Annotated in this window: 19 protein-coding genes; 7 read left to right on the top strand and 12 right to left on the bottom strand. The window is 60.7% G+C overall.

Translation table 11 applies throughout. The annotated features are described in order from the left end of the window. Positions 1–12: 12 nt before the first annotated feature. Genes ACILSE_RS07760 through ACILSE_RS07770 form a run of 3 tightly spaced genes read left to right on the top strand, consistent with a single transcriptional unit; the run spans position 13 to position 4669 of the window. Complete coding sequence (locus tag ACILSE_RS07760; protein WP_395716803.1) at positions 13–1338, top strand: DUF1501 domain-containing protein; 1326 nt, start codon at positions 13–15, stop codon at positions 1336–1338. Further along, a complete protein-coding gene (locus ACILSE_RS07765; protein WP_395716804.1) occupies positions 1335–3257 on the top strand; it encodes a CehA/McbA family metallohydrolase in 1923 nt (640 codons plus the stop codon). Before ACILSE_RS07760 ends, ACILSE_RS07765 begins: the two co-directional genes overlap by 4 nt. Next, complete coding sequence (locus tag ACILSE_RS07770) at positions 3254–4669, top strand: neutral/alkaline non-lysosomal ceramidase N-terminal domain-containing protein (protein ID WP_395716805.1); 1416 nt, start codon at positions 3254–3256, stop codon at positions 4667–4669. Before ACILSE_RS07765 ends, ACILSE_RS07770 begins: the two co-directional genes overlap by 4 nt. A 3-nt stretch (positions 4670–4672) precedes the next feature. On the opposite strand, the gene ACILSE_RS07775 is transcribed toward ACILSE_RS07770, so the two are convergent. Both ACILSE_RS07775 and ACILSE_RS07780 read right to left on the bottom strand, forming a co-directional pair. Further along, positions 4673–5284: a carbohydrate-binding family 9-like protein gene (locus tag ACILSE_RS07775; protein WP_395716806.1), complete on the bottom strand. Its 612-nt coding sequence runs from the start codon at positions 5282–5284 to the stop codon at positions 4673–4675. Next, positions 5281–7104: a DUF1549 and DUF1553 domain-containing protein gene (locus ACILSE_RS07780; RefSeq protein WP_395716807.1), complete on the bottom strand. Its 1824-nt coding sequence runs from the start codon at positions 7102–7104 to the stop codon at positions 5281–5283. The genes ACILSE_RS07775 and ACILSE_RS07780 overlap by 4 nt, the downstream gene beginning before the upstream one ends. A 40-nt stretch (positions 7105–7144) precedes the next feature. On the opposite strand from ACILSE_RS07780, the gene ACILSE_RS07785 reads away from it, so the two are divergent. Then, entirely contained in the window at positions 7145–8563 is a 1419-nt protein-coding gene (locus ACILSE_RS07785) for an FAD-dependent oxidoreductase (RefSeq protein ID WP_395716808.1), read from the top strand. Positions 8564–8676: 113 nt separating this feature from the next. Here the strand turns inward: ACILSE_RS07785 and ACILSE_RS07790 are convergent, their stop codons facing one another. Genes ACILSE_RS07790 through ACILSE_RS07805 form a run of 4 tightly spaced genes read right to left on the bottom strand, consistent with a single transcriptional unit; the run spans position 8677 to position 11759 of the window. Continuing rightward, positions 8677–8985, bottom strand: coding sequence for a hypothetical protein (locus tag ACILSE_RS07790; protein ID WP_395716809.1), 309 nt, complete (start codon positions 8983–8985; stop codon positions 8677–8679). A 42-nt stretch (positions 8986–9027) separates the two neighbouring features. After that, complete coding sequence (locus tag ACILSE_RS07795; protein ID WP_395716836.1) at positions 9028–11094, bottom strand: M56 family metallopeptidase; 2067 nt, start codon at positions 11092–11094, stop codon at positions 9028–9030. Then, a complete protein-coding gene (locus tag ACILSE_RS07800; protein ID WP_395716810.1) occupies positions 10997–11368 on the bottom strand; it encodes a M56 family metallopeptidase in 372 nt (123 codons plus the stop codon). The genes ACILSE_RS07795 and ACILSE_RS07800 overlap by 98 nt, the downstream gene beginning before the upstream one ends. A 10-nt stretch (positions 11369–11378) precedes the next feature. Then, positions 11379–11759 (bottom strand): BlaI/MecI/CopY family transcriptional regulator, encoded by a 381-nt coding sequence (locus ACILSE_RS07805; protein ID WP_395716811.1) that lies wholly within the window; start codon positions 11757–11759, stop codon positions 11379–11381. A gap of 178 nt (positions 11760–11937) precedes the next feature. Here ACILSE_RS07805 and gap point away from each other — a divergent pair, with 178 nt between their 5' ends. Both gap and ACILSE_RS07815 read left to right on the top strand, forming a co-directional pair. Continuing rightward, positions 11938–12987, top strand: coding sequence for a type I glyceraldehyde-3-phosphate dehydrogenase (gap, locus tag ACILSE_RS07810; RefSeq protein WP_395716812.1), 1050 nt, complete (start codon positions 11938–11940; stop codon positions 12985–12987). A gap of 116 nt (positions 12988–13103) precedes the next feature. Beyond that, a complete protein-coding gene (locus tag ACILSE_RS07815) occupies positions 13104–14273 on the top strand; it encodes an MDR family MFS transporter (protein ID WP_395716813.1) in 1170 nt (389 codons plus the stop codon). Positions 14274–14279: 6 nt separating this feature from the next. Here ACILSE_RS07815 and ACILSE_RS07820 read toward each other — a convergent pair whose 3' ends face one another. Next, positions 14280–15203 carry a D-alanine--D-alanine ligase gene (locus tag ACILSE_RS07820; RefSeq protein WP_395716814.1) on the bottom strand — a complete coding sequence of 308 codons (924 nt, stop codon included), beginning with the start codon at positions 15201–15203 and terminating at the stop codon, positions 14280–14282. A gap of 84 nt (positions 15204–15287) precedes the next feature. On the opposite strand from ACILSE_RS07820, the gene ACILSE_RS07825 reads away from it, so the two are divergent. Then, positions 15288–16844: an amidohydrolase family protein gene (locus ACILSE_RS07825; RefSeq protein ID WP_395716815.1), complete on the top strand. Its 1557-nt coding sequence runs from the start codon at positions 15288–15290 to the stop codon at positions 16842–16844. Here the strand turns inward: ACILSE_RS07825 and ACILSE_RS07830 are convergent. The 5 genes from ACILSE_RS07830 to ACILSE_RS07850 all read right to left on the bottom strand — a co-directional run bounded on the left by ACILSE_RS07830 (position 16837) and on the right by ACILSE_RS07850 (position 21984). Next, complete coding sequence (locus ACILSE_RS07830) at positions 16837–17853, bottom strand: glycosyltransferase family 9 protein (protein WP_395716816.1); 1017 nt, start codon at positions 17851–17853, stop codon at positions 16837–16839. The two genes, ACILSE_RS07825 and ACILSE_RS07830, sit on opposite strands and share 8 nt — an antisense overlap. Beyond that, positions 17850–18572 carry a metallophosphoesterase family protein gene (locus ACILSE_RS07835; protein WP_395716817.1) on the bottom strand — a complete coding sequence of 241 codons (723 nt, stop codon included), beginning with the start codon at positions 18570–18572 and terminating at the stop codon, positions 17850–17852. Before ACILSE_RS07835 ends, ACILSE_RS07830 begins: the two co-directional genes overlap by 4 nt. Before the next feature lie 277 nt (positions 18573–18849). Then, positions 18850–19317 (bottom strand): dihydrofolate reductase, encoded by a 468-nt coding sequence (locus tag ACILSE_RS07840; protein ID WP_395716818.1) that lies wholly within the window; start codon positions 19315–19317, stop codon positions 18850–18852. Positions 19318–19356: 39 nt separating this feature from the next. Further along, positions 19357–20718, bottom strand: a complete 1362-nt coding sequence (locus ACILSE_RS07845) for an MBL fold metallo-hydrolase (RefSeq protein ID WP_395716819.1) — start codon at positions 20716–20718, stop codon at positions 19357–19359. 57 nt (positions 20719–20775) lie between these two features. Continuing rightward, complete coding sequence (locus ACILSE_RS07850; protein WP_395716820.1) at positions 20776–21984, bottom strand: hypothetical protein; 1209 nt, start codon at positions 21982–21984, stop codon at positions 20776–20778. Positions 21985–22037: the final 53 nt, after the last annotated feature.

Genomic DNA, 22037 nt, shown 5'->3' on the forward strand with positions numbered 1-22037 from the left:
ATAAGCACGCCGATGACTCCTTTATCCCGCCGCCAGATGCTCCACACCGCCTCGTGTGGTTTTGGCTATTTGGCGATGTCCGGGCTGGCGGGGGCCAGTTTGACGGCGAGACCGCCCAAACTGCACGCGAGGGCGCAGCGCGTGATTTTTCTGAACATGGCCGGAGGACCGGCGCAGCTCGACACCTTTGATTACAAGCCGCAGATCGGCCAAAAGCCGCACGCAGGCTCAATTGCGAATTTCAAGCAGCGCGGCAGCAGCGGCCTGTGGGTGTCGGATTTGCTGCCAAACCTCGCACGGCATGCGGACAAGCTTTGCGTCATCAAATCGATGACCGCGGACACGAGCATCCATGCGCAGTCGATGCTGCAGTTGCACACGGGCGACCGTCTGCGGCCGTGCCCGAGCATGGGCGCGTGGGTGGCGTATGGTCTGGGCACGGAGAATCAAAATCTGCCGGGCTTCATCAGCTTCAACACCGCGAAGCCCTCCGAATACGCTGCGATGCAGCTCCCGGCGGTGTTTGGCGGCACGCCGATCGGCGTGAATGGCGAGGACATGTCCAAGGCGACGATCAGCAACATCACGGGCGATCATCTGCCCATGAATGTGAAGCGCAGGCAGCTTGATCTCATCCAGGCGATGAATCGTGACCATGCAGGCCTGCGTGGCGATGATGCGCAGCTCGAAGGCGTCATCCAGACGATGGAGCTCGGCTTCCGCATGCAGGCGCAGGCTCCGGAGTTGCTCGACTTGAGCCAGGAATCGAAAGCCACGCTTCAGCGGTATGCCGTCGGTAAGAATTACAAAGTCGGCACCTGCAAAGACAGCGACTTTGGGCGCCAGTGCCTTCTGGCGCGGCGGTTTTGCGAGGCGGGCGTGCGCTTCATCGAGATCACGCACGGCAGTTGGGACCAGCACACGGACCATCGCCGTGATTTGACCGCGAACTGCGCCACCACGGATGCTCCGATTGCCGCGCTGTTAGATGATCTCGACGAGCGCGGGCTGCTGGAGGACACGCTGGTCGTCTGGGGCGGTGAATTTGGCCGTCCAGGCCTCGAACCCGGCAAGGACAAGGATCAAACCGGGCACCAGCATCGTGCCTTCACCTTCTGGATGGCCGGCGGTGGTGTGAAGGCCGGCTACGCGCATGGCGAAACGAGCCACGATGGTAGCACCGTCGTCGATGGCGCGGTGCATTTCCGCGATCTGCATGCTACGATCCTGCATCTGCTCGGCCTCGATCACGAAAACCTCGCCATCGTCAGCGGCGGCCGCCGCATCCGATTGACTGGTCTGCAAGGAGGCAAAGTCGTGCAAAACATCATCGCATGATCTCGGGGCGCTTAATTGTGCTGTGGGCGCTCACGTCAGCTTTTGACGTTTCCGGGCAGGAAATCGTTCTGGAATCAAAACGGCTGCATCTTGGCAAGACGGGTCAGTTTGAATGGGATGTTTTCAAGGATCAAAAAGTGGACGCGGAGCGGCTGGAAATGCGTTTTCAGTCTAAGGCGAACGTTTCAGAGCAAACGCTGCGCATCTGGCAGCGCGATGTGAAACTCGGCTGGCCGGTGATGCTCAACGGACGCCGCCTCGGCACGCTCACAAACACGGAAGCGGCACTGGAATGCGTGCTCACCGTGCCACCAGGTGCCTTGAAAGACGGGGAGAACGTCCTGATCATTGATGCCCCTTCATCGCTCGATGACATTAAGATCGGGCCGGTGATTCTCGATGCGAGGCCGCAGGATGAAGCCATCGGTGGCGCGAAGATCCATGTGAACGCGGGCGACCTTCCCTGCCGGATCACGCTCACGAGAAAAGACGGCACCTTGCAGCCGCTGCGGGCAGAACCTGCCGGCGAGGTCGCGACGAGGACCGGTGTTGTTTACGCGAAACAAGGCCGCGTAACATTGCATGTGCCGCCGGGTGATTACGTGGTGCACGCCGGGCGCGGCTTTGAATGGGGAGTGGCAAGGGCGGAGGTGTCGTTGCGTCCCGGTGAAACAAAAGAAGCGGCTTTGAAGATCACGCGCGAGGTGGAAACACATGGCTGGATTGCGGCGGACAGCCACATTCACACGCTGACGCACAGCGGGCATGGCGATGCAAAGATCGAGGAACGCATGCTGACCATCGCGGGGGAGGGGATCGAACTCGCCATTGCCACGGATCACAATCATCACACCGATTACGCGCCCATTGCGGCGAGCATGGGTGTGGCTGAGCATTTCACGCCTGTTGTCGGCAACGAGGTGACGACCAAACAGGGTCATTTCAATGCCTTCCCCATCGCCTCCTGGGCCAAAGTCGTCGATCACAACGAACTGGACTGGGCAAAGCTGATTCCGGCGATCCGGGCGACGCCCGGCGTGCGGGTGATCACGCTGAATCATCCGCGGGATATTCATAGCGGTTTCATTCCGCTCGGTGGCGTGCAGTTCAATCCGAAGACGGGCAAGCACCGCCACGCTGACGCCCTCAAGATCGACGCGATGGAGGTCGTCACCTCGGGTGCGATGCAGTCGGACATTCACCTGCTCTTCCGCGACTGGTTCGCGCTGCTGAACCGAGGGCACCGCATCGCAGCGGTGGCGTCGAGCGACACACATGACGTAAGCCGCTTCATTCTCGGCCAAGGACGGACCTATGTGGCCGCGGATGACGAGAATCCCGCGAAACTCGATCTCGACAAGGTCTGGCGCAGCTATCGTGAAGGGCGGTTGCTTGTGAGCCTCGGCCTGATGGCGAATCTGAAAGTGAACGGCCAGTTTGGCATGGGTGATCTCGCCACCGGTCTCAAGGACGAGATCGAGGTGGAAATCATCATCAGCGGCCCGGCATGGGTGAAGGCGGACCGCATCGAACTCTTCGCCAACGGCATTCTTCTCCGCGAGCAAGCCATCGAAGACCCCGGCAAGGCCGGCGAGAAGGCCCGCATCACCTGGAAACTGCCCAGACCGGCGCACGACGCGCATCTTGTGGCCATTGCGACAGGTCCGGGAGTCACGGAGCCGTTCTGGGAGATTCCGCGGCCATACCAGCCAAGCACCAAGGCCTTCAACCCACGCTTGATCGGCGCGACGAATCCTGTCTGGCTCGACGCGGATGGCGACGGGCGTTTCGAGTGCGCGTTTGCCATCGCGCAGGAATTGATCTCCCGGTTTGGCAAGGATCCGGCCAGACTGCGCGAGATTTTGGCAAAGCATGACGCGGCTGTCGCCACCCAACTCGAATCCATTTCCCAACCATGAAGTTCTCCGCCCTCGTTGCTTTTCTCTTTTCAACACCACTGTTCGCCGTGGACAGACCTGTGCTCAAAGCCGGTGCCGCCGCCGCGGACATCACGCCGACGCAGTTCCCAATGAACATGCCCGGAGGTTTCAGCGCGAACATGGCGGAGAAGGCGCATGATCCATTTCATGCGCGCGCACTGGTGCTCGATGACGGCAAAACATCGCTGGCGATGGTGGTGGTCGATAATCTAGGCGCTGGCCCGGACGTGCTGAACGAGGCGAAGGCGCTAGCCGCAGCGAAAACGGGCATGTCAGTGGACAAAATGCTGATCAGTTCCACGCACACGCACAGCGGTCCGTCGCTGAACACACGCAGCGAGGCTGCGGCGGCTTACTACAAGGTGTTCGTCGAAGGCACCGCCGGGGCGATCATCCAGGCGCACGCGGCTTTGAAGCCTGCGTCCGTTGGCGCGGCGGCGCATCCGTTGCCGGACGAGGTGTTCAACCGTCGTTGGTATTTGAAACCAGGGAAGATGCCGCTGAATCCTTTCGGTCGCATGGACACGGTGAAGATGAATCCCGGCACCAGCCCGGATGTGCTCGACCGTCCCGCAGGTCCGACCGATCCCGACATCACGATCCTCTCCGTGCAGGACGAGAAGCGCAAGCCGCTGGCCTTGTTCGCGAATTATTCGCTGCACTATGTCGGCGGCGCACCGGACGGGCAGATGTCAGCTGATTACTTTGGTGAGTTTGCCCGCGTGATGCCCTCGCGGGTACGTGGCGATGAAAACTTCGTTGCGATGATGTCCAATGGCACCTCGGGCGACATCAACAACATTCCGTTTGGCACCACGCGGCCGCCGCGTGAGCCGTTTGAGCAGATTCGCCTCGTCGCGGCCAAAGCTGCTGATGCAGCGTGGTTTGCGCATCAAAAAATCGGCAGGCATAACGCGACGGCGCGGCTTGGCATGCTGCAGCGAGAGATCACACTGAAGCATCGTCGTCCCAGCGCTCAAGATGTCGCAGAAGCGAAAGCGGTGCTGGCCGTGAAGGACAAGAAAGCCATCGAGAAGCTGCCTCGCCTCGCGCAGAACTACGCGGGCAGTGTCATCGCAGCCGCGGAGCGCAAGGAGGAGACGCTCACAGTGAAGTTGCAGGCCATCCGTGTCGGCGATCTGGCGGTGTGCGGCATTCCGTTCGAGACGTTTGTCGAGATCGGCCTCGATTTGAAAAAACGCAGCCCGTTTCCACAGACGATGGTCATCGGCCTGGCGAACGGCCGCCATGGCTACCTGCCGACACTGGAGCAGCACAAACTCGGTGGCTATGAGACCTGGATCGGGACGAATTCCGTGCAGGAGGACACCTCGGTCATTCTTACCAACAACCTGCTGGAGATGCTGGCTGAGTTGAAAGCGGCGGAGTGAGCCTCACTTCACCAGTTCCAGCACACCGAAGGATGCGGGCACATGGAAGTCGGGACGGTCGGTGTTTGGATTCACCCACGGCATCCAGCCGGAGTGAATGGTGCCGTCGGGCTTGTGGGAAAACTCGGCGCGGTAGATGCCGGCGAAGAATTCGCGTGATTGCGGCTTGATGACGTGCAAGGAACGAAGCGTGTCGAGCGGGAGGCTGCCGCTCACGGTGTAGTGGTTGTTGTTGATCTTTGCGTGGATTTGCAGGCCGTCGCACCGCCAGTCCCAGTTAATTTCTCGATAGAATCGCGCCTCATAAGCCAGCACATCGCCACGTGGGGAAATTTCGAGGCAGTAGTAAGGTTTGAGGCTCAGATCGGGGGCGAGGAAGATTTCCACGCGGTCGGAGCCGAGGACGCGGTCCTTGGCGGTGGGGCCGTCGGGGAGCACGAGATCGTCATCCTGGCAGTCGAAGCGGAAATGAAGGTGAGTTTCATCCCAGAGCGCACGGAACGCGGTTTTGGGCACTGCACGGTTTTCCCAGGGAAAGGCGAAGTCGGTCAGAGCTTCGGCCTGGGAGCAATCGGGAATGGAACTGGCGATTGAGCGGACGTGATAGCGCTTCATTTGATGTAGATAAACTCGCTGCTGTTGAGCAGTACATGCGCGAGATCGGCGAGGGCTTGATCGCGTGTGCTGGTGGCCTCGCGGGCTTTCACGAAGTCGAGCGACTGTTGGAGTCGCTTGGCATCGGCTTCATGGCTCAGGGTGAGCATGAACATGCGCTGGATGGTTTGTTCGAGCGTGCCGGAGTAGGCGCGTTGGGCGAGGAATGCGGCCTGTTCTTCGACGAACTCGTCGTTCATGAGCACGAGCGCTTGGGTGGGCACGGTGCTTTCGAGGCGTGCGGCGCAGGAGTCCGTGGTGGTGGGCGCATCTAAGAGTTCCATCATCGGCATGAGGAGCTGGCGCTTCTGGTAGATGTACACGCTGCGCCGCCATTGATCGGGGCCTTCGGTTTTGAGCAACGGCCATTTGTTGCGCTGGCTGGTAGGGAGGAGATCGGCGCGGAGCCGAGGTTTGATGCCGGGTCCGCCGCGTTTCTCGTTCAGATTGCCGCTGGCTTGCAGGATGCAATCGCGCAGGACTTCGGCTTCCATGCGTTGAAGTGTGCTGCGGCTCTGCCGGTAAGTCGCCGATAGAAGGATGAGCTTGTGGAGGGCTTTGAAGCGGCCGCCATTGGCGATGAGCTGTCGCGCGAGGTAGTCGAGCAGCTCGGGATTTGATGGTTTCGCGCCGGTAAAACCGAAGTTGCTGGGGCTGGCGACGAGGCCCTGGCCAAAGTGATGCTGCCAGAGGCGATTCGCGATGACACGCCACGCGAGGGCGTTGTCGGGTGCAGTGATCCATTCCGCGAGTGTTCGACGGCGCAGGGAGGTTTTGGCGGCGGGTGATGGAAAGGAGAGGGGCTTGAAGAGCGTCGGAACGGCGGGCTGGACTTCGTCACCGAGATTCAAGGCGCTGCCGCGGAGCATGATGCGGGTGGGCGGCACCTGAGGGCTTGTTTCGATGAGGGCGTGGACCTTGGCGGTCTCATCGATCTTCACTCGCTTGTCGTTTTTGTCCTGTGTGCCGGGCACGAGGCCATACTTTTCGGTGCCGTTGAAGATGGCGAGCAGGCTGTAGTAGTCGCGTTGCAGCAGCGGATCGGTTTTGTGATCGTGGCAGCGAGCGCAGCCGAGCGTGAGGCCGAGGAAGACGCTGCTCGTGGTCGAGATGACATCGTCGAGCTGGTCAGCGCGGTATTGGGCGAGGGCGTCGTCGTTCTTGCCCATGTTGTCGTCGTTACTGGGGCCATTGCGGCCAAAGCCGGTGGCGATGAGTGTTTCGTCGTTCGGACCATCGATTTCATCTCCGGCGAGCTGCTCGGCCACGAAGCGAGCATAAGGCTTGTCGTCGTTGAAGCTGCGGATGACGTAGTCACGGTATTTCCAGGCGTGCGGACGGTCGAGGTCGTTGTGCGTGCCTCCGGTATCGGCATAGCGGGCAAGATCGAGCCAGTGGCGGCCCCAGCGTTCGCCGTAGCGGGGGCTTTGGAGGAGGCGGTCGATGAGGGCGGCATATGCGTCTAACTGGTCAGACGAGTCAGACATGTCTGACACAAAGGCGGTGACTTCTTCGGGCGTCGGCAGCAGGCCGGTCAAATCGAGTGTCACGCGGCGGATGAGCGTGGCGGGATCAGCCTCGGGAGCGGGAGCGCGGCCATTTTTCTCCAACGCGGCCAAAACAAAGCGGTCGAGGTCATTTTTCGGCCAGGCGGTGTTTTTCACGGCGGGCGGCTTTGCCGTGCTCAGCGGCTGAAATGCCCAATGCGACCGACCCTCCTCTATGGAAGGTGGTTTGGCGAAAAGAGGCGCGGTGAGCGCGATGAAGAGAAAAAAACGCATCGACAGACAAGGGTGTCTGAGGTCGTCTTCTGATACAACCATGGACACACCGACCACCAACGACCTGAAACGCCGCTCTTTTCTCCGCGCCGCCTTTTCCGGTGCACTCGTCACACCGGGAGTGATGAATGCCCAGCAGGTGGAGAAGGCCATCGCGGGCCAATTTCATGAAGAGGCACGCGATTTGCCGCTGGTGGAGGACGTGGATGTGATCGTGTGCGGCGCGGGACCTGCGGGCATCGCGGCGGCGATTACGGCCGCGCGTGCAGGCGCGAAGGTGCGGGTGTTTGAATGGCGTGGATGCCTCGGCGGCGTGTGGACGGCCGGTTTGCTCGGCTACTTGCTCGATTTCGACAAGCCGGGCTTCAACCAAGAGCTGCTCAAGCGTCTCGACGAGCGCGACATGCGCCGCGGAACGAGCCTGAAAAGCATCTGCTACGAGCCTGAGGGCATGAAACTGCTGCTGGAGGAGATGTTTGTGGAAGCTGGCGTGAAATTTCAACTCCACACCCGCGTGAGCGCCGCGTATCGCGAAGGCCAGCGCCTCACCACGATCGTCACCGAGTCCAAAAGCGGCCGCCAGGCCTGGCGGGCACCTATTTTTATCGACACGACGGGCGATGGTGATCTCGGCGCGCTCGCCGGATGCAGCTTTGAATATGGCGAGTCCGACTCGTGCCCTTGCCAGCCAATGTCGCTCAATGCGCTGCTCGTTTGCAAAGACGCGGCCGCGCTGGCTGCTTACATCCACAAGTCCGATCCCAGCAAGGCCGACGGCATCGCCAAGGATGCGTTTCTGGCCGAGATCCAACGCACCGGGCACTTCCCCTCATATTCAAAGCCGACGCTTTGGCAGGTGCGCGATGATTTGCTGCTCGTGATGATGAATCACCAATACGGCGTGCCCTGCTTTGACGCTGCGAAGATCACCGAAGCCACCGTGCAGGCCCGCGCGGAGATGCACAAGATCGTCAACGGCCTGCGCAAGCTCGGCGGGCCTTGGGAAGGCCTGCAAATCGCCGCCACCGCCGAGCAAATCGGCGTGCGTGACGGCCGTCGCATCGCAGGACGTTACACGGTGAACAAAGACGATCTCATTGCAGGTGCTCGTTATGACGATGCGGTCGTGCGCCCGACTTTCCCGGTGGACATCCATGCGCTGAGCAAGGAGGCGAACAAAACTGCAGCCTATCACAATGCAGGCGTTAAAGTGAAGCCGTATGACATTCCGTTGCGTGCGCTGATCGCGAAGGATGTGGACGGCCTGATGATGGCCGGGCGCAACATCAGCGGCGATTTCATCGCGCATGCGAGTTATCGCGTTACCGGCAATTCCGTCGCCATGGGCGAAGCCGCCGGCGTGACCGCAGCGCTGGCTGCGACGACGAAGCGTCTGCCACACGATGTGCCATGGAGCGAAGGTGAGGCGAAGCTGAAGGCGCTCGGGCAAAGAGTGTGACGGAGCGCGGGACTCCGAGCCCGCAGCATTTACGCAAACATGTTCAGTCGGCGAACGATCATGAAGCGCGATTTTCCTTCTGCTGAGCGCTGCGGACTTGGAGGTCCGAACTCCTATTTGCCGGTGCGCTTGCGTTTCGCCTCCTGCTTCACGAACAGCGGCTCCAAGGTGTCTCGAATCCATGCGAAAGCGGCTTCGAGGCCTTCGCGCTGGTAGATGACGCCGATGTCGGCCTCGACGGCGGTGGGATTGCCGTGACAGGATAGGAATTGATTGCAGGTGAAGCGTGTTTTCATCTCGGCATCGACTTTGCCTTGCTGGCGCAGGATATGGCTACGGACGTAGAGTTCGAGCACGGCGTCGCCGATCCAGGCGTTTTCGCGGAGGCGCAGGGTGAGGTCAGGGGCTTTGGGAGATGCCATGGAAAACACCCTGCGGATATCCGGAGGAACTTCAAATGGGGATCACTTCGAGCCAGGGGGGGTCAATACAAACGTATTGTTGTCATCGCTGAGCTTGTGGCTTGCGAGTTCGGCGCAATATCTGAGAGCTTCGGAGACGGGAACGTCTTTGAGGGAGAGGGTGATCTTGACGGTGCCGCCGTCGCCTTTGAGGAGGATGTTGACGCCTTTTTTGCCGGGATCGAGATCGCGGGACTTGATGCGGATGAATTCGATGGCTTCGGCGAGCGTGGCCTCGTGGAATTGCACGAGGGGAAGGATGATCTTGCCGGCGGATGGCGTCGTTTCGACCCTAGCTTGCTCCGTTGAGATGGTGGCCTGCGAAGTCTTGATTTTGACGTCACCGCTCGCATCAACAACTCCGGTGCCTTTGTCGATGCTGATCGACTTCGCGGTGATGACCATACCAGCTTTGTTCGGAGCAGATGATTCCACCTGCTTTTGCTGCGCCTCAAAGTCGGCCTGCGAAAGCATAGTTACGGCGTGCCGCTCGACAACGAGGCGCAGGTTGGAGAGTTGGGCCACATGCTTCAGTGCCTCACCCAAGGGGATGTTCTTTAGATTCAGGGTGATCCTTGCATCTGGGTATTTGTCGCCCGCTTTGACGATCATGTTCACCCCTTTCTGGTTCGGGTCCGTCGTGGTAGTGTCGAGATCGAGGCTCTTTTGTCGCAGAAACTCCACGGCCTCGGTGAGCGCGGCATCAGCGAAAACCACGCTGGGCAGGATGATGGAGTCGAGCTTGGCCTGAAGCGGGCTTATCCCGGCTGCAGTTTTGGGATCATCTGGTTTGCTGGTGGCGGGATCGACGAGACGCGCCGTGACAAAAACCATCGTGTTCCTGGTGACGTTTTCCGTCTTTGTGGTGACGCTCCCTGCCGAGCGATCTTCTGTGGTTTGTACCGTGGAGGTGGAAGGCAATCCGAGGACGACGGTCTGCCCGGACATCATCGTGACGCTGGCCGACGCTTTACGTTCGCTGAAGACAGGCTGCTCCGCTCCGCTTTTTGGATCCTTGATCATGCTTTTCAGCTCTATGATTTGCGGTGTCAGTTCAAGATCGATGTCGTTCTCTCCACCCTTCGTGGCAATCACCGTGAGTGTGGTGCCCAGTTCTTTCGTGGCCAGCTTGCCGACGGCGTCCTTGTATCTGAACTCGCGACTGATCAAGATCTTGGCCTTCTGGCCGGATCGGGTGGTCGCTCGCGGCATGGAGACCACGTCCACGCCTTTCGCTTGCTCGATCTTCTTCCATAAGGCGCTGAGCTGATCGTCATTGAGCATTCCGCCGACACTCGGTGACGCAGCACTGGTAGCGAAGGGTGCCAGCAAGTCCTTCGCGCCATCACTGACCTCGATGAACTTGGCTTCGATCAACATCTGGGGAGCGTTCTTGTCCGGCGGCGCGGCTTTGGTGATGCCGAGGAAGGTGAGGAGCACGATGCAGACATTGTGCGTGGCTTTCATGATGGGATGCGGGTTGGGTTGAGTGGCGATGGAGTGAATGCGAGAGCGCAGGGCGGAGCCGCGCTGGAAGATGCCGACGAAGCCGAGGCTGAGGCCGCGCGGGCAGAAGGCGGTTTCGACTTTGAGGAGAACGTGGCCGTATTCGCGGCGGCGGTCGGAGCTGTCGTTTTGCAGAACCTGAGCATCGCAGGCGGCTTCGCGGTCGAGGCGCACCTTAAAGAAGGCGAGCCAGAGCAGAGGATTGAACCAATGCAGGGCCATGAGAACACAGAGCACCGCGTTGAGCGGGAGGTCGTGGCGTTTCAAGTGCATGAGCTCGTGCTTGAGGACGAGTCGTGCCTCCGCTGGAGTGAAGGTCTGGTCGAATTCGCCTGGAAGGAGCAGCGTGGGCCGCAGCAGGCCGGTAACGGCAGGACTGCTGATGCTGGAGGCGATCCAGATACGCGGAACGCGCTGCAGACGGACTTCGCGGGCGATTTGAGCGAGCGTGGTGCGTAGTTCATCACTAACAGGATGCCGAGACCGCTTGAATCGACTCAGGGTGATGAAGAAGGATGCGCTGCCAGTCGATGGGAGTTGGTGCGAGAGACGGCGGGCTGAGATCGAGTGGAAGGGTGACGGGGTCATGATCAATGGCTACCGGGCTGATTTGTGCGACTGCTGGTGGTGCGGCGAAGACGGTTTCGACACTCCAGCGGCTCTGCGGCAGCACCGGTGTGAGCAGCACGATGAGCACGGGAAGCCACAAGGCATAACGAGCACGCGCCGCTAACTGCCGGCGAAACGCCCACTGGATCGCGAGAACGACCAGCACGAGCACCGAGGCGCGAAAGCTGGCGGTGAGAAGCCAGTCGAAGAGAGCAGTCAGTGAGTTCATGAGGAGTGAGTTAGGAGTTCAATTGCTGGTCGAGGAGCTTTTTGAGTTCCTTGATCTCGTCGGGGCTGAGCTTGCTGTTCTGCGCGAAGTGGACGAGCAGCGGCTTCGCTGCGCCGCCGAAGACGCGGTCGAGGAAGGACTGGCTTTCGGCCCGCACGCAGGCCTCGCGCTTCACGGCGGGGATGAAGGTGCGGGTGCCGCTGGCGTTCTCGGCGGTTTTGAGCGCACCTTTCTCGACGAGGCGGGCGAGCAGCGTGCGGACGGTGTTTTCCGCCCAGTTCATTGAGGCGCGGAGCGTCTTGGTGACTTCGGAGGCAGTTTGCGGCGAGGATTCCCAAAGAGCCTCCATGATGGCCCATTCGGAGTCGGAGATGTCAGGTGCGGCAGGCATGATTTTCTGAATTAAATGCATTTCACTACATTTGTCGTGAAATTACAACTACAAATGTAGTGAGTTGGGTCGGGCGTCTAAAAATCAAGGCCCGAAAGCTGCTGGCAACGGGGTTGACACCCCCACCCCCCGGCGGTAGGACTGCCGCCCTTAAAAAATCCAAACACCTCACAAGAATATGGTCAAAATCGGCATTAATGGTTTCGGGCGCATCGGACGCCTTGTTTTTCGTGCAATCTGCGATCAGGGCCTCCTGGGCAAGGAGATCGACGTCGTCGCCGTGAACGACCTCGTGTCGGCCGACAACCTCGCCTACCTCGTCAAATACGACTCCACACAGGGCAAAGCCCGCGAAAACGTCTCCTCGAAGAAGTCCAAGCCGGACCTCGCTGAAGACGATGTGCTGGTGGTCGATGGCCATGAGATCAAATGCCTCGCCGTGCGTGCGGGTCCGTCCGCTCTTCCTTGGAAGGAACTCGGCGTGGATATCGTGATCGAGTCCACCGGTCTTTTCACCGAGCGCAGCAAGGCTCAGGGCCACATCGACGCTGGCGCGAAGAAGGTCATCATCTCCGCCCCCGGCAAGGAAGAGGACATCACCATCGTCATGGGCGTGAACCATGAGAAGTATGATGCCAGCAAGCATCACGTCATCTCCAATGCCTCCTGCACGACGAACTGCCTCGCCCCGGTGGTGCACGTTCTCCTGAAGGAAGGTTTCGGCGTCGCCGAAGGCCTCATGACCACCATCCACAGCTACACCGCCACGCAGAAGACCGTGGACGGCCCGAGCGCCAAGGATTGGAAAGGTGGCCGCAGCGCCGCGATCAACATCATCCCGAGCAGCACCGGTGCCGCCAAGGCCGTGGGCCTCGCGATCCCGGAAGTGAAGGGCAAGCTCACCGGCATGTCCTTCCGCGTGCCGACGCCGACCGTGTCCGTGGTGGACCTCACCGTGAAGACGGAGAAGGAAACCAGCTACAAGGAAATCTCCGCCGCGATGAAGAAGGCCAGCGAGACCTACCTCAAGGGCATCCTCGGCTGGACGAGCGACGAAGTGGTCTCCACCGACTTCATTCACGACCAGAGCAGCTCCGTCTTCGACGCAGGCAGCGGCATCGAGCTGAACAACAAGTTCTTCAAGCTGGTGAGCTGGTATGACAACGAGTGGGGTTACTCCAACCGAGTCGTCGATCTCGTGAAATACATCGTGAGCAAGGGCCTGTGATTTAAACACACACAGCAACCTTCAAAGCCTTCGACGGGCCGGCTCACGCGAGCCGGCCCGTTTTGCGTTCCTGCTCAATTTACTCTCCCCATGAACCCTTTTTCTTTTTCCCAACCATGTCTTTGTCCTCTCAATTGCGGTTCCTGCCGCGGCCCTTCTGGGTTCTCGTAGGAGCCACCTTCGTCAACCGGTTCGGCGTGTTCGTCGTGCCGTTCCTGGCGTTGTTCATCACGCAGAACGGCAATTCGGCCACGCAGGCCGGTTTCGCCGTCGCTGCGTACTCGCTTGGCGGATTCGTCGCCGCGTGGATCGGCGGCTGGATGGCCGACCGGCTCGGGCGGAATGTCACCATGGCGGTGGCATCCATCGCCGGTGCCGGCTGCATGATCGCCATGTCGCAGGCGAGCGACTGGCGCATGCTGGCGCTGCTGTCCTTCATCACAGGTGCGATCACCGAGGCGGGTCCTCCCGCCAGCGCAGCATTGGTGCAGGACATTGTGCCGCCGGAGCAGCGCGTCATCGCCTTCGCGGTGCAGCGTTTTGCCGTGAACCTCGCGTGGTCGCTCGGCCCGGCCACGGCGGGCTTTTTGGCGGAATACTCGTTTTTCTGGCTCTTCGCCGTCGATGCGGCCACATCGCTGTTTTTCGGCATCATCGCGTGGAAGTTTCTGCCACGTGGACATCAGACGCCGAAGGACCAGGCAGGCTGGGGCCATGCGTGGCAGTCCATCCGGCAGAATCATGCCTTCCTCGCGCTGTTTGGCGCGTGCATGTGCCTGGCGTGGGTGTTTCGGCAGACAAACACGACCTTCCCGCTGCATTTTGAGCGCAATGGGCTGCCCATGCACGACTGTGGCCTCGTGCTGGCGCTCAATGGTGTGATGATCTGCCTGTTCGAGCTGTTGATCGCGAACACGCTGCGGAACTGGCCGGTGAAACTCGTGCTGGCGCTCGGCTATGTGCTCATGAGCACCAGTTTCCTCGTCTTCCACATCAGCGCCACGCTCACCGCGTTCGTGGTGATGATGGTGATCTTCACGATTGGCGAGATGGCGGCTTTTTCGCGTCAGCAGGCCTACGGAGCCAGTCTCTCGCCCGATGACATGCGCGGACGCTACGTGGGCTTCCTCAGCTTCGCGTGGTGTGCGGGCAACACGGCCAGTTCCGCGCTGGGCATGATGCTCTACGATCGCAATCCGACACTGCTGTGGACGATCAATGCCTCGCTCGGCATCGTGGCTGCGGCACTCATTCTCTCTACCCGCAAAGCTCGGTATCAAGAATGAAGAAGCTCAAGGCCGTGCGGCGAGCGAGAGCTCGATGATCCTCACGCAGAGATCTGGGAACTCGATGCCCACGGCCTTCGCGGCTTTGGGAAGCAGGCTGCTGCTGGTCATGCCGGGGATCGTATTGATCTCGAGCACGAAGGGGGCCTGGTCGCTGTCGCGCAGCATTACATCGACACGGCCATAGACCTCGGTGCCGCAGGAGCGGAAGGCCTTCAGCGCGGCATCCTGCACGGCCTTGGTTACTTCAGGGCTGAGGTTGGCTGGGCAGTGATAGTTCGTTTTACCCGTGCCGCTCATCCAGGGATACTTGTTGTTGATGTCGTAGAAGCCTTCGACGGGCTCGATGTGGATCACCGGCAGAACTTGGTCGCCGAGGATGCCGACGGTCAGTTCTTTGCCAGCCACGTAATCTTCGATGAGCGTGTCCTTACCAAACTTCTTCGCGTCTTCGATGGCGGCTTCGAATTCGGCCTGATGATGGCAGATGTGCACGCCGACGCTGGAGCCTTCACGCGGTGGTTTCACCACGAGCGGCAGTGAAATCTCCAGTGGCTGGCTGCCATCGAGCAAATAGGTCTGCGAGCGCGGTGTCGGTGCTCCGGCGGCGATGAAGCGTTGCTTGCTCAGCGTCTTGTCGAACGCGATGCGGCTGCCTTCGACGCCAGCGCCAGTGTAACGGATGCCACGCTGCTCCAGGATCGACTGAATCTGGCCGTCTTCACCGAAAGTGCCGTGGATCAGGTTCATCGCGATGAACGTGTCGGCGGGCACTTCAAAATCGGGACCGGTGACGTCGATCTCGACCACGTTTGCTCCCTTGGTGCGGAGAGCCTCGGCGACGCTTTCGGCCGTTTTCAGGGAGACTTTGCGCTCAGAGCCGGGGCCACCCATCAGCAGGGCGATTTTCTTGTTCGTGAGGTCGAGCATGGTGCGGAGTTATGGAATGCGGGGGGCGGGTTGGCAAAGGAATTGGCAAAGTCCGTGCCATGCGCCACGTCTTTCCCCGCAACCATGAAGCTGCGCTTGTTTTTCGCCTTTTTGCTCGCCGCAACCGCTACGGCGGCCGATTTCGACCTGCTCATCACGAATGCCCGGATCGCGGACGGCAGCGGCAAACGGCTTGTCAGTGGCAGCATCGCGGTGAAGGGCAGGAAAATTGTCGCTGTCGGCGAAATCGAAGGCACCGCGGATCAAACCATCGACGCGGGCGGAAAGGTGGCCGCGCCGGGTTTCATCGACGTTCACACGCACTCCGAGGATATCTGCCAGAATCCGGTGGCGGAGAATTTTCTGCGCATGGGAGTGACCACCATCATCACCGGCAACTGCGGCAACTCGCGGACGGATGTCGCAAAATTTTTCCAGGAGATCGGGGAGGCGAAGGTCACGCTGAACGTCGCCACGCTCATCGGCCACAATTCCGTGCGCAAGGAAGGCATGGGAGGCATATTTATCCGCGCGCCGGATGAAGCGCAGCTCGAAAAAATGAAGGCGCTCGTCGATCAGGCGATGCAGGACGGCGCGGTCGGTTTGAGCACCGGTTTGATCTATGTGCCGGGTTCCTTTGCCAAAACCGAGGAGATCATCGCGCTCGCGAAAGTCGCGGCGAAGCATGACGGCATCTATGTCAGCCACATGCGCAGCGAAAGCGTGAAAATTTTCGACGCGCTCGATGAATTCATGCGCGTGCTGCGGGAGTCCGGCTGCCGGGGCGAGGTTTCCCATATCAAACTCTCCGGTCCCACCGCCTGGGGCAAGGCGGGTGAACTGCTCGCCGTGCTCGACAAGGCGCGCGCGGAAGGTTTGAAGATCACGCACGATCAATATGCCTACACCGCCTCCAGCACGGGCCTGCGGCAGTTGATTCCCGACAGCGCCCTCGAAGGAACACGCGAGGACTACCTCGCGAAGCTGGCCGATCCGAAGCAAAAAGCCGACATCCTGGCCAAAATGGCCGAAATCCGCGAACGCCAGGGCCGCAAGGACTATGGCTATGCCGTGATCGCGAAATTCAAAGCCGATCCGGCGCTCAACGGCAAATCCGTGGCCGAGGCCGCGAAGATCGTGCGCGGGTCTGACACGCTCGACGAACAAATCGAACTCGTCCTCGACATCGAGGCACGCGGCGGTGCCAGCGCGATCTTCCATGGCATGGACGAGAAGGATGTTCAGACCTTCATGCAGCACCCGCTCACCATGATCGCCAGCGACGGCGGGCCGCGTCGTCCTGGCGAAGATGTGCCGCATCCCCGCAGCTACGGAGACAACGCCCGCGTGCTGGGGCGCTATGTGCGTGAATTGAAACTGCTGTCTCTCGAAGAAGCGGTGCGGCGGATGACCTCGCTGCCTGCGCAGACGTTCCAACTCAAGGATCGTGGCATGATCAAGGCCGGTGCCTTTGCGGACATCGTGATCTTTGATCCTGCCAAGGTGAACGATCCGTCCACCTTCGATGATCCGCATCACTACGCCGAAGGATTCACCGATGTCATCGTGAACGGCGGCGCAGTCATCCGCGAAGGCCAGCTCACCGAGGTGCGCAGTGGCGGCCCTTTACGGCTCAAATGACGCCGCAAACCCATTCACCGATGCTCTTGGCGGCTTGATCGGACATGAGGGCTTCCGTCTGGCATTCGTCGGCTGAAAAATCTCCTCGCCTCGCGATGCGTCCGGCCTTCCAAACGTGAACTTCACGCGGATAAGGGCCAACTTTGCGCGGATCACTCCAGGTGTGGATGCCGAGGGTGTGTGGATTGACGGCGGCGGAGATGTGCATGGGCCCGCTGTCCACGCTGATGCAGTATTTCGCGCGGCGCATGATCCAAATGAGCTCGGGAAGCGAGGTCTGGTGGCTCCAGTCATGAATGTGGCCGCCGGTGGGACGGGTTTTGTCTTCGGTCATGCCGACGAGCACGACCGGATGTGGTGCGAGCGCATCGCAAAGCGCCTGCAGCGCGGCATTCGAGAGCGATTTCCCCTCACCACGCGACCAAGGATGTACAGCGATGAAATTCGTGAACGATTCCGGCCAGCCGGCGGGCGGATTGCCTGCGGGAAGCTCAAATGTGATGTCTTCCGGCTCGATTTGGATGCCCAGGGCGCTGGGCAGCTCCAGATAGCGGTCCACCGCATGCGCTCCGGCATCGACAGCCACAGTGTGCTGGTAAAACCAGTGCGCGCCTTCTCGGGCGTCGGACAGTCCGATGATGGTTTGTGAGCCACGCCAACTGCTGACGAGGCCGCTGCGAAGCAGTCCTTGGAAATCGAGAACGATCTCCGGTTCCTCGCGTGGCAATAGCATCCAGCCGCGCCGCCAGTTCCAGAAACGCAGCAGTCCGGCGAGGCCGCGGAACGTTTTGCGCGGGAAAGGGATCACCTCGTCGATGAGCGGGCTGCCTTGCAGCAACGGTGTCCATTCGGTGTTGGCGAGCCAGCGTATTTTGAGATGCGGATGCGCGTCGTGAATCGCCTTCACGGCGGGCAGGGTGTGCACGATGTCACCCAAAGAGCTTGGTTTGACGATGAGCGCGGATTTGAAGTCGCGCAGGCTTGGAAGCTGGCGCGTAGCGGCGCTCATTTGCCCAAGGCGAGTCGGTCGGCGAGGAGCGAAGGCAGGCCGGCCTCGCGGATTTTCCGCTGGGCGGTCTCGATGTCGTATTCCAGGCGGCGGATGGAGATGGTCTGCGCCTGCACGTCGTAAATGGCATATGCGGCGCGCCAGTCGCCATCGCGCGGCTGGCCGACGCTGCCAACATTGACGAAGTACTTCACGCCACGCTGGAGCGTGATGTCCGTACCCCTCGCGGCCCTGACCGCGTCGTCTTTTTCAAAGATGCGGGGAACATGGGTGTGGCCGTAAAAGCACACCTGGGTGAACTGGTAGCTGAAGCTGGCCATCGCATCAAAGCGGTTGGTCACGTAGCCCCAGTTGCCGGGGGAATCGAGCGTGGCATGGACGATGGTGAAGTCGCGCACCTGGCGGACGAGCTTCAGATCGCGGAGCCATTGGCGCTGCTCCTCACTGAGCTGTTGGCGAGTCCAAAGCAAGGCGTTCTGGGCCAGCGGGTTGAGCTCCTCCAGCCCGCTCTCGCTGGCGGCGCCCTCGTCGTGGTTTCCTCGGACGACGGGGCAGCCCATGTCACGCACGGTTTGCAGGCACTCAGCCGGATTGGCCGCGTAACCGACGATATCACCAAGACAAACGTAATTGGCACACCCCTGCTCCTGAGCGTCCCACAGAACGGTCTGCAGGGCTTCCAGGTTTGCGTGGATGTCTCCGAAAATGGCGAACTTCATCGTCGATGGTTGGTCGGCCGGTCATCTTCGGGACATGTGCCGGGAAATCAAGCATTTCGGCATCGGAAACCTGCCGACGCCGGGCAAAAAGAAGCGGGGCGAACCACCCGGTCCGCCCCGCTTGCAGTTTGAAGGTCCAACAGCCAGAAGGAACACCTCTTTGAAAGTTTCGACTGAACCGTCACCGGCTCGATGTCTGATGATATCTTTCCACAATCTGGAAAGCATGAGTCAGACGGGCGTAAATGAGTTGTAAGCAGCTTGTAAGGCGGCGGGATCAGGCCGTGACACGTTCGTAGCGGCGGAATTCGAGGTCGCCGGAGGTTTCAAGCACTTCAGCGAGATGAAAGAGGTGCTCAAAAGGAGGCAGGAGGACATCGCCTTCGTAATCCTTGGTGATATAAGTCAGGTAAAGGCCGTCGCAGCGCGGGAGGAGGTCTTCAAAAACACGTGCGCCGCCGATAACGAAGACGGTATCGGCATTGCCGCAGACTTTGGGCAGCTCGGCGATGTCGCGAATGACGGTGACGCCCTCGCGGGGCTGCATGGTGCGGCTGAGAACGATGTTCTGGCGTCCGGGCAACGGTTTGCTGATGGAATCGAAGGTGGCGCGGCCCATGAGGATGGGATGGCCGAGCGTGGTGCTCTTGAAGAACTTCAAATCCTCAGGGTAATGCCATGGAAGTTTGCCTTCACGTCCGATGACGCGGTTCGCGGACATGGCGACGATGGCGAGGAGGCGCATGGGTGGGAATGGCGAAATCCGAATGAGGAATGACGAATGTTACCAGAGGTCGATCGGTTGATGGACGTCGGGGCGGATGAGCTCGGTTTCTGGGAGGGTCTCGGCGAAACGGCGCATGAACCACTGCTGCGCGGACTCCTCGCCGTGGACGAGCAGCATTTTCTTCGGCTTCACCTTCTCGGCGTAATCAGCGATCTGCTCACGCGTGGCGTGGGCGCTGAGGTCGAAGCTCTCCACGCGGGCGCGGAGAGGCACGGCGGGCAGGTCGCGGGCGAGTTTGATCATGTCGCCTTCCTTCGCATTGCGGATCTTGTAGCCGGGGGACTCGGGATCGGTGTAGCCGACGAAGGCGATGGCGTTGCGCGGGTTGTCGAGGAACTTCCACGCGAACTGGTTGCTGGCCGTGTGCTCGGTCATCATGCCGCTCGAGAGAGCGTAGAGGGTGCGCGGGCTGGAGACGATCTCCTGCCGCTTGCGAGGGTTTTTACGTGGCACGAGCATGTCCACGTCTTCCAAGAGACGGAAGCCGGGATAGCTGCGGCGGCTGCGGGAGGCGTAGTGGTCGTAAAGCACGGTGATCTTGGTGCTGAGGCCGCCAATGTAGAGCGGCATCTCTGGAATGAGGTCCTCCTGATGCAGTTCGTGCAGCATGAGCATGACCTCCTGCGTCTTGCCGAGGGCAAAGACGGGGATGAGGAGCGCGCCACCAGCCTCGTGCGTGTCGCGGATCAATGCGGCGAGGCGTTCCTTTTCGCCTTTGCGGGAATAACCTTCAGGGCGGGCATGATCGCCACGCGTGGTCTCGATGATGAGCACGTCGATGCCGCTGGTGGGGAAGTCGGCCGCGCGGCAAATGGTCTGGTTTTCAAAATTCACATCGCCGGTGTAGAAGAGCGTGTTCGAGCCTTCACGGATCAGGATGCCGGTGGAGCCGAGGATGTGGCCGGCGTCGAACATTGTGGCCTCCAGCTCGGTGTCCGGGATGGTGAAGGAGCGGTCGATGTCGCGGTAGATCCAGTTCGCGCGGATTTGGTCGAGCTCGCGGTGCGTGAAGAGCGGATACTCCGTGACGCTGTCCTCCTCGCGCTGCTTGGTCATGACGTTGACCGAGTTGTGCAGCATGGCGGAGGAAAGCTCGCCGGTGACCTCGGTCATCAGTACTGGGGTGTGCGGCTGTTTGCGCTGCAGCACGGGCAGTGAGCCGATGTGATCGTGATGCGCATGCGTGATGAGGATGGCGTCGGCGGAATCATGTGGCAGCGGACCGAAGTCCGGCAGCGCGTCAAAGCCCACTCCCTTCGGGTGCATGCCGGAGTCCATCACGACACGATTGTCCCCGGTTTCGAGGAGGTAGGAGTTGGCGCCGATCTCACGGCGGCGCGTCAAATTGCGGAAACGCATGCGAATTGGAAAAAGGAGGCCGACACTAGGGGCTTGAGGCCCTTGCGCAAGGAGTGTTTAACCCCTCACGGCCCCGGCGATGCGCGCGAAGAGAGTCGAGGCCGCCAGCAGGGCCGCGGGAAGCGTCGGCGGGCACCAGAGGAGCGCGGACTGGAAGGCAAGAAAGCCAATGACGAGCGCGGCAAAGATGAGGCCGAGGCCGCGAGTGAGCGCGTTCTTCTTCGGAACACGAAACACGAGCCAGAAGCCCGCGCCTGCCGCCAGCGTCCACACAATCCACTGCGCATAGGCCGGGAGAATCTGGATGCGCGGCATCACGAGCACGCTGGCGAGCGCCTGCGCGTGCAGACGGGCGATTCCGCCGCCGGCGTCGTCGTCCGTGCCGATGATGACGACCTTGCCGCGACCGAGGTTTTGTTTGTCAGCGTCTGTGACGGCTCCGGCGAGATCGGAGGTCATCAGATTAAGCGCATCGACCTCTGGAACGGCTTGCTTCGTGTCGATGATCATCTCGCCACCGGAAAGCAGGGGGACGAAGCCGCCGTTCGCGAGATACGCGCCTGCTCCCGAGCCGAGAAGCAGGCGATGGGCGAGGTAAGGAGTGCCTGAAGCGCGTGCGAGCGTCTGCGCGAGGACGGTGGGGCGGAGGCGCCCGCCTTCCTGCACGGCGTAGGGCAGCAACGTGTGATCCTTGTCCTTCCGTGTGATGGTGACTCCAACCTCGGCCTGGCGGCGCAGCATTTCATCAGGAGCGACGATCAAAGCGCCGAGCGCGGGCACTTTATTGAGTTCACCGGCGACTTTTTGAAAGCGTGGCAGCGCTTCATCGAATCCGCCCAAAAAGGCGGGCGAGTCCGCGTCCGGTGCGAGTTGCGCCTCAATGCCCATGACGATGCTGGGAAACGGCAGCAGCGCCTCGGCGGCCTCGCGGGTGAATTCAGGCGGTGGTTTGCCCCAGTTCAGCGCCTCGGGTATGACGATGACGGATGGCTCGAAGGCATGCAGCCCTTTGAAAACCATCTGCCAGTCGAGCGGGCGCGGCGGCCAGCCGGCGTATTCCTTCCGGTCGGCGGCACGCATCTTCACCAGCACGACAGGCGTTTCGGCGGCTTTCGCGGCGGTCTGTTCAAAACGATCACGCGAGTTGGCGACGAGAAAGTCGAGAAACAGCTCGTCCACCTTTTGAAATCGTCCCGCGTGATGCTCCCGATCAAGCCACCAGCCGAGGCTGCCGAGGAGTGTGAGCAGGAGGAAGGCGCGGATCATGAATTTCGTGCGGACGATGTTCTCAAAGGCTCCTCATCCCCGCCCTCTCCCGC

Origin of the sequence: Prosthecobacter sp. (assembly GCF_044236155.1) — a bacterium.
GTDB lineage: Bacteria > Verrucomicrobiota > Verrucomicrobiia > Verrucomicrobiales > Verrucomicrobiaceae > Prosthecobacter.

Excerpts from the sequence above, each read along its gene's own strand:
- ACILSE_RS07840 (WP_395716818.1), bottom strand. The coding sequence starts at position 19,317 with ATGCGCCTCCTCGCCATCGTCGCCATGTCCGCGAACCGCGTCATCGGA.
- gap (WP_395716812.1), top strand. The coding sequence starts at position 11,938 with ATGGTCAAAATCGGCATTAATGGTTTCGGGCGCATCGGACGCCTTGTT.
- ACILSE_RS07770 (WP_395716805.1), top strand. The coding sequence starts at position 3,254 with ATGAAGTTCTCCGCCCTCGTTGCTTTTCTCTTTTCAACACCACTGTTC.
- ACILSE_RS07820 (WP_395716814.1), bottom strand. The coding sequence starts at position 15,203 with ATGCTCGACCTCACGAACAAGAAAATCGCCCTGCTGATGGGTGGCCCC.
- ACILSE_RS07830 (WP_395716816.1), bottom strand. The coding sequence starts at position 17,853 with ATGAGCGCCGCTACGCGCCAGCTTCCAAGCCTGCGCGACTTCAAATCC.
- ACILSE_RS07850 (WP_395716820.1), bottom strand. The coding sequence starts at position 21,984 with ATGATCCGCGCCTTCCTCCTGCTCACACTCCTCGGCAGCCTCGGCTGG.
- ACILSE_RS07805 (WP_395716811.1), bottom strand. The coding sequence starts at position 11,759 with ATGCCTGCCGCACCTGACATCTCCGACTCCGAATGGGCCATCATGGAG.
- ACILSE_RS07845 (WP_395716819.1), bottom strand. The coding sequence starts at position 20,718 with ATGCGTTTCCGCAATTTGACGCGCCGCCGTGAGATCGGCGCCAACTCC.
- ACILSE_RS07760 (WP_395716803.1), top strand. The coding sequence starts at position 13 with ATGACTCCTTTATCCCGCCGCCAGATGCTCCACACCGCCTCGTGTGGT.
- ACILSE_RS07775 (WP_395716806.1), bottom strand. The coding sequence starts at position 5,284 with ATGAAGCGCTATCACGTCCGCTCAATCGCCAGTTCCATTCCCGATTGC.
- ACILSE_RS07785 (WP_395716808.1), top strand. The coding sequence starts at position 7,145 with ATGGACACACCGACCACCAACGACCTGAAACGCCGCTCTTTTCTCCGC.
- ACILSE_RS07790 (WP_395716809.1), bottom strand. The coding sequence starts at position 8,985 with ATGGCATCTCCCAAAGCCCCTGACCTCACCCTGCGCCTCCGCGAAAAC.
- ACILSE_RS07800 (WP_395716810.1), bottom strand. The coding sequence starts at position 11,368 with ATGAACTCACTGACTGCTCTCTTCGACTGGCTTCTCACCGCCAGCTTT.
- ACILSE_RS07815 (WP_395716813.1), top strand. The coding sequence starts at position 13,104 with ATGTCTTTGTCCTCTCAATTGCGGTTCCTGCCGCGGCCCTTCTGGGTT.
- ACILSE_RS07780 (WP_395716807.1), bottom strand. The coding sequence starts at position 7,104 with ATGCGTTTTTTTCTCTTCATCGCGCTCACCGCGCCTCTTTTCGCCAAA.
- ACILSE_RS07835 (WP_395716817.1), bottom strand. The coding sequence starts at position 18,572 with ATGAAGTTCGCCATTTTCGGAGACATCCACGCAAACCTGGAAGCCCTG.
- ACILSE_RS07825 (WP_395716815.1), top strand. The coding sequence starts at position 15,288 with ATGAAGCTGCGCTTGTTTTTCGCCTTTTTGCTCGCCGCAACCGCTACG.
- ACILSE_RS07765 (WP_395716804.1), top strand. The coding sequence starts at position 1,335 with ATGATCTCGGGGCGCTTAATTGTGCTGTGGGCGCTCACGTCAGCTTTT.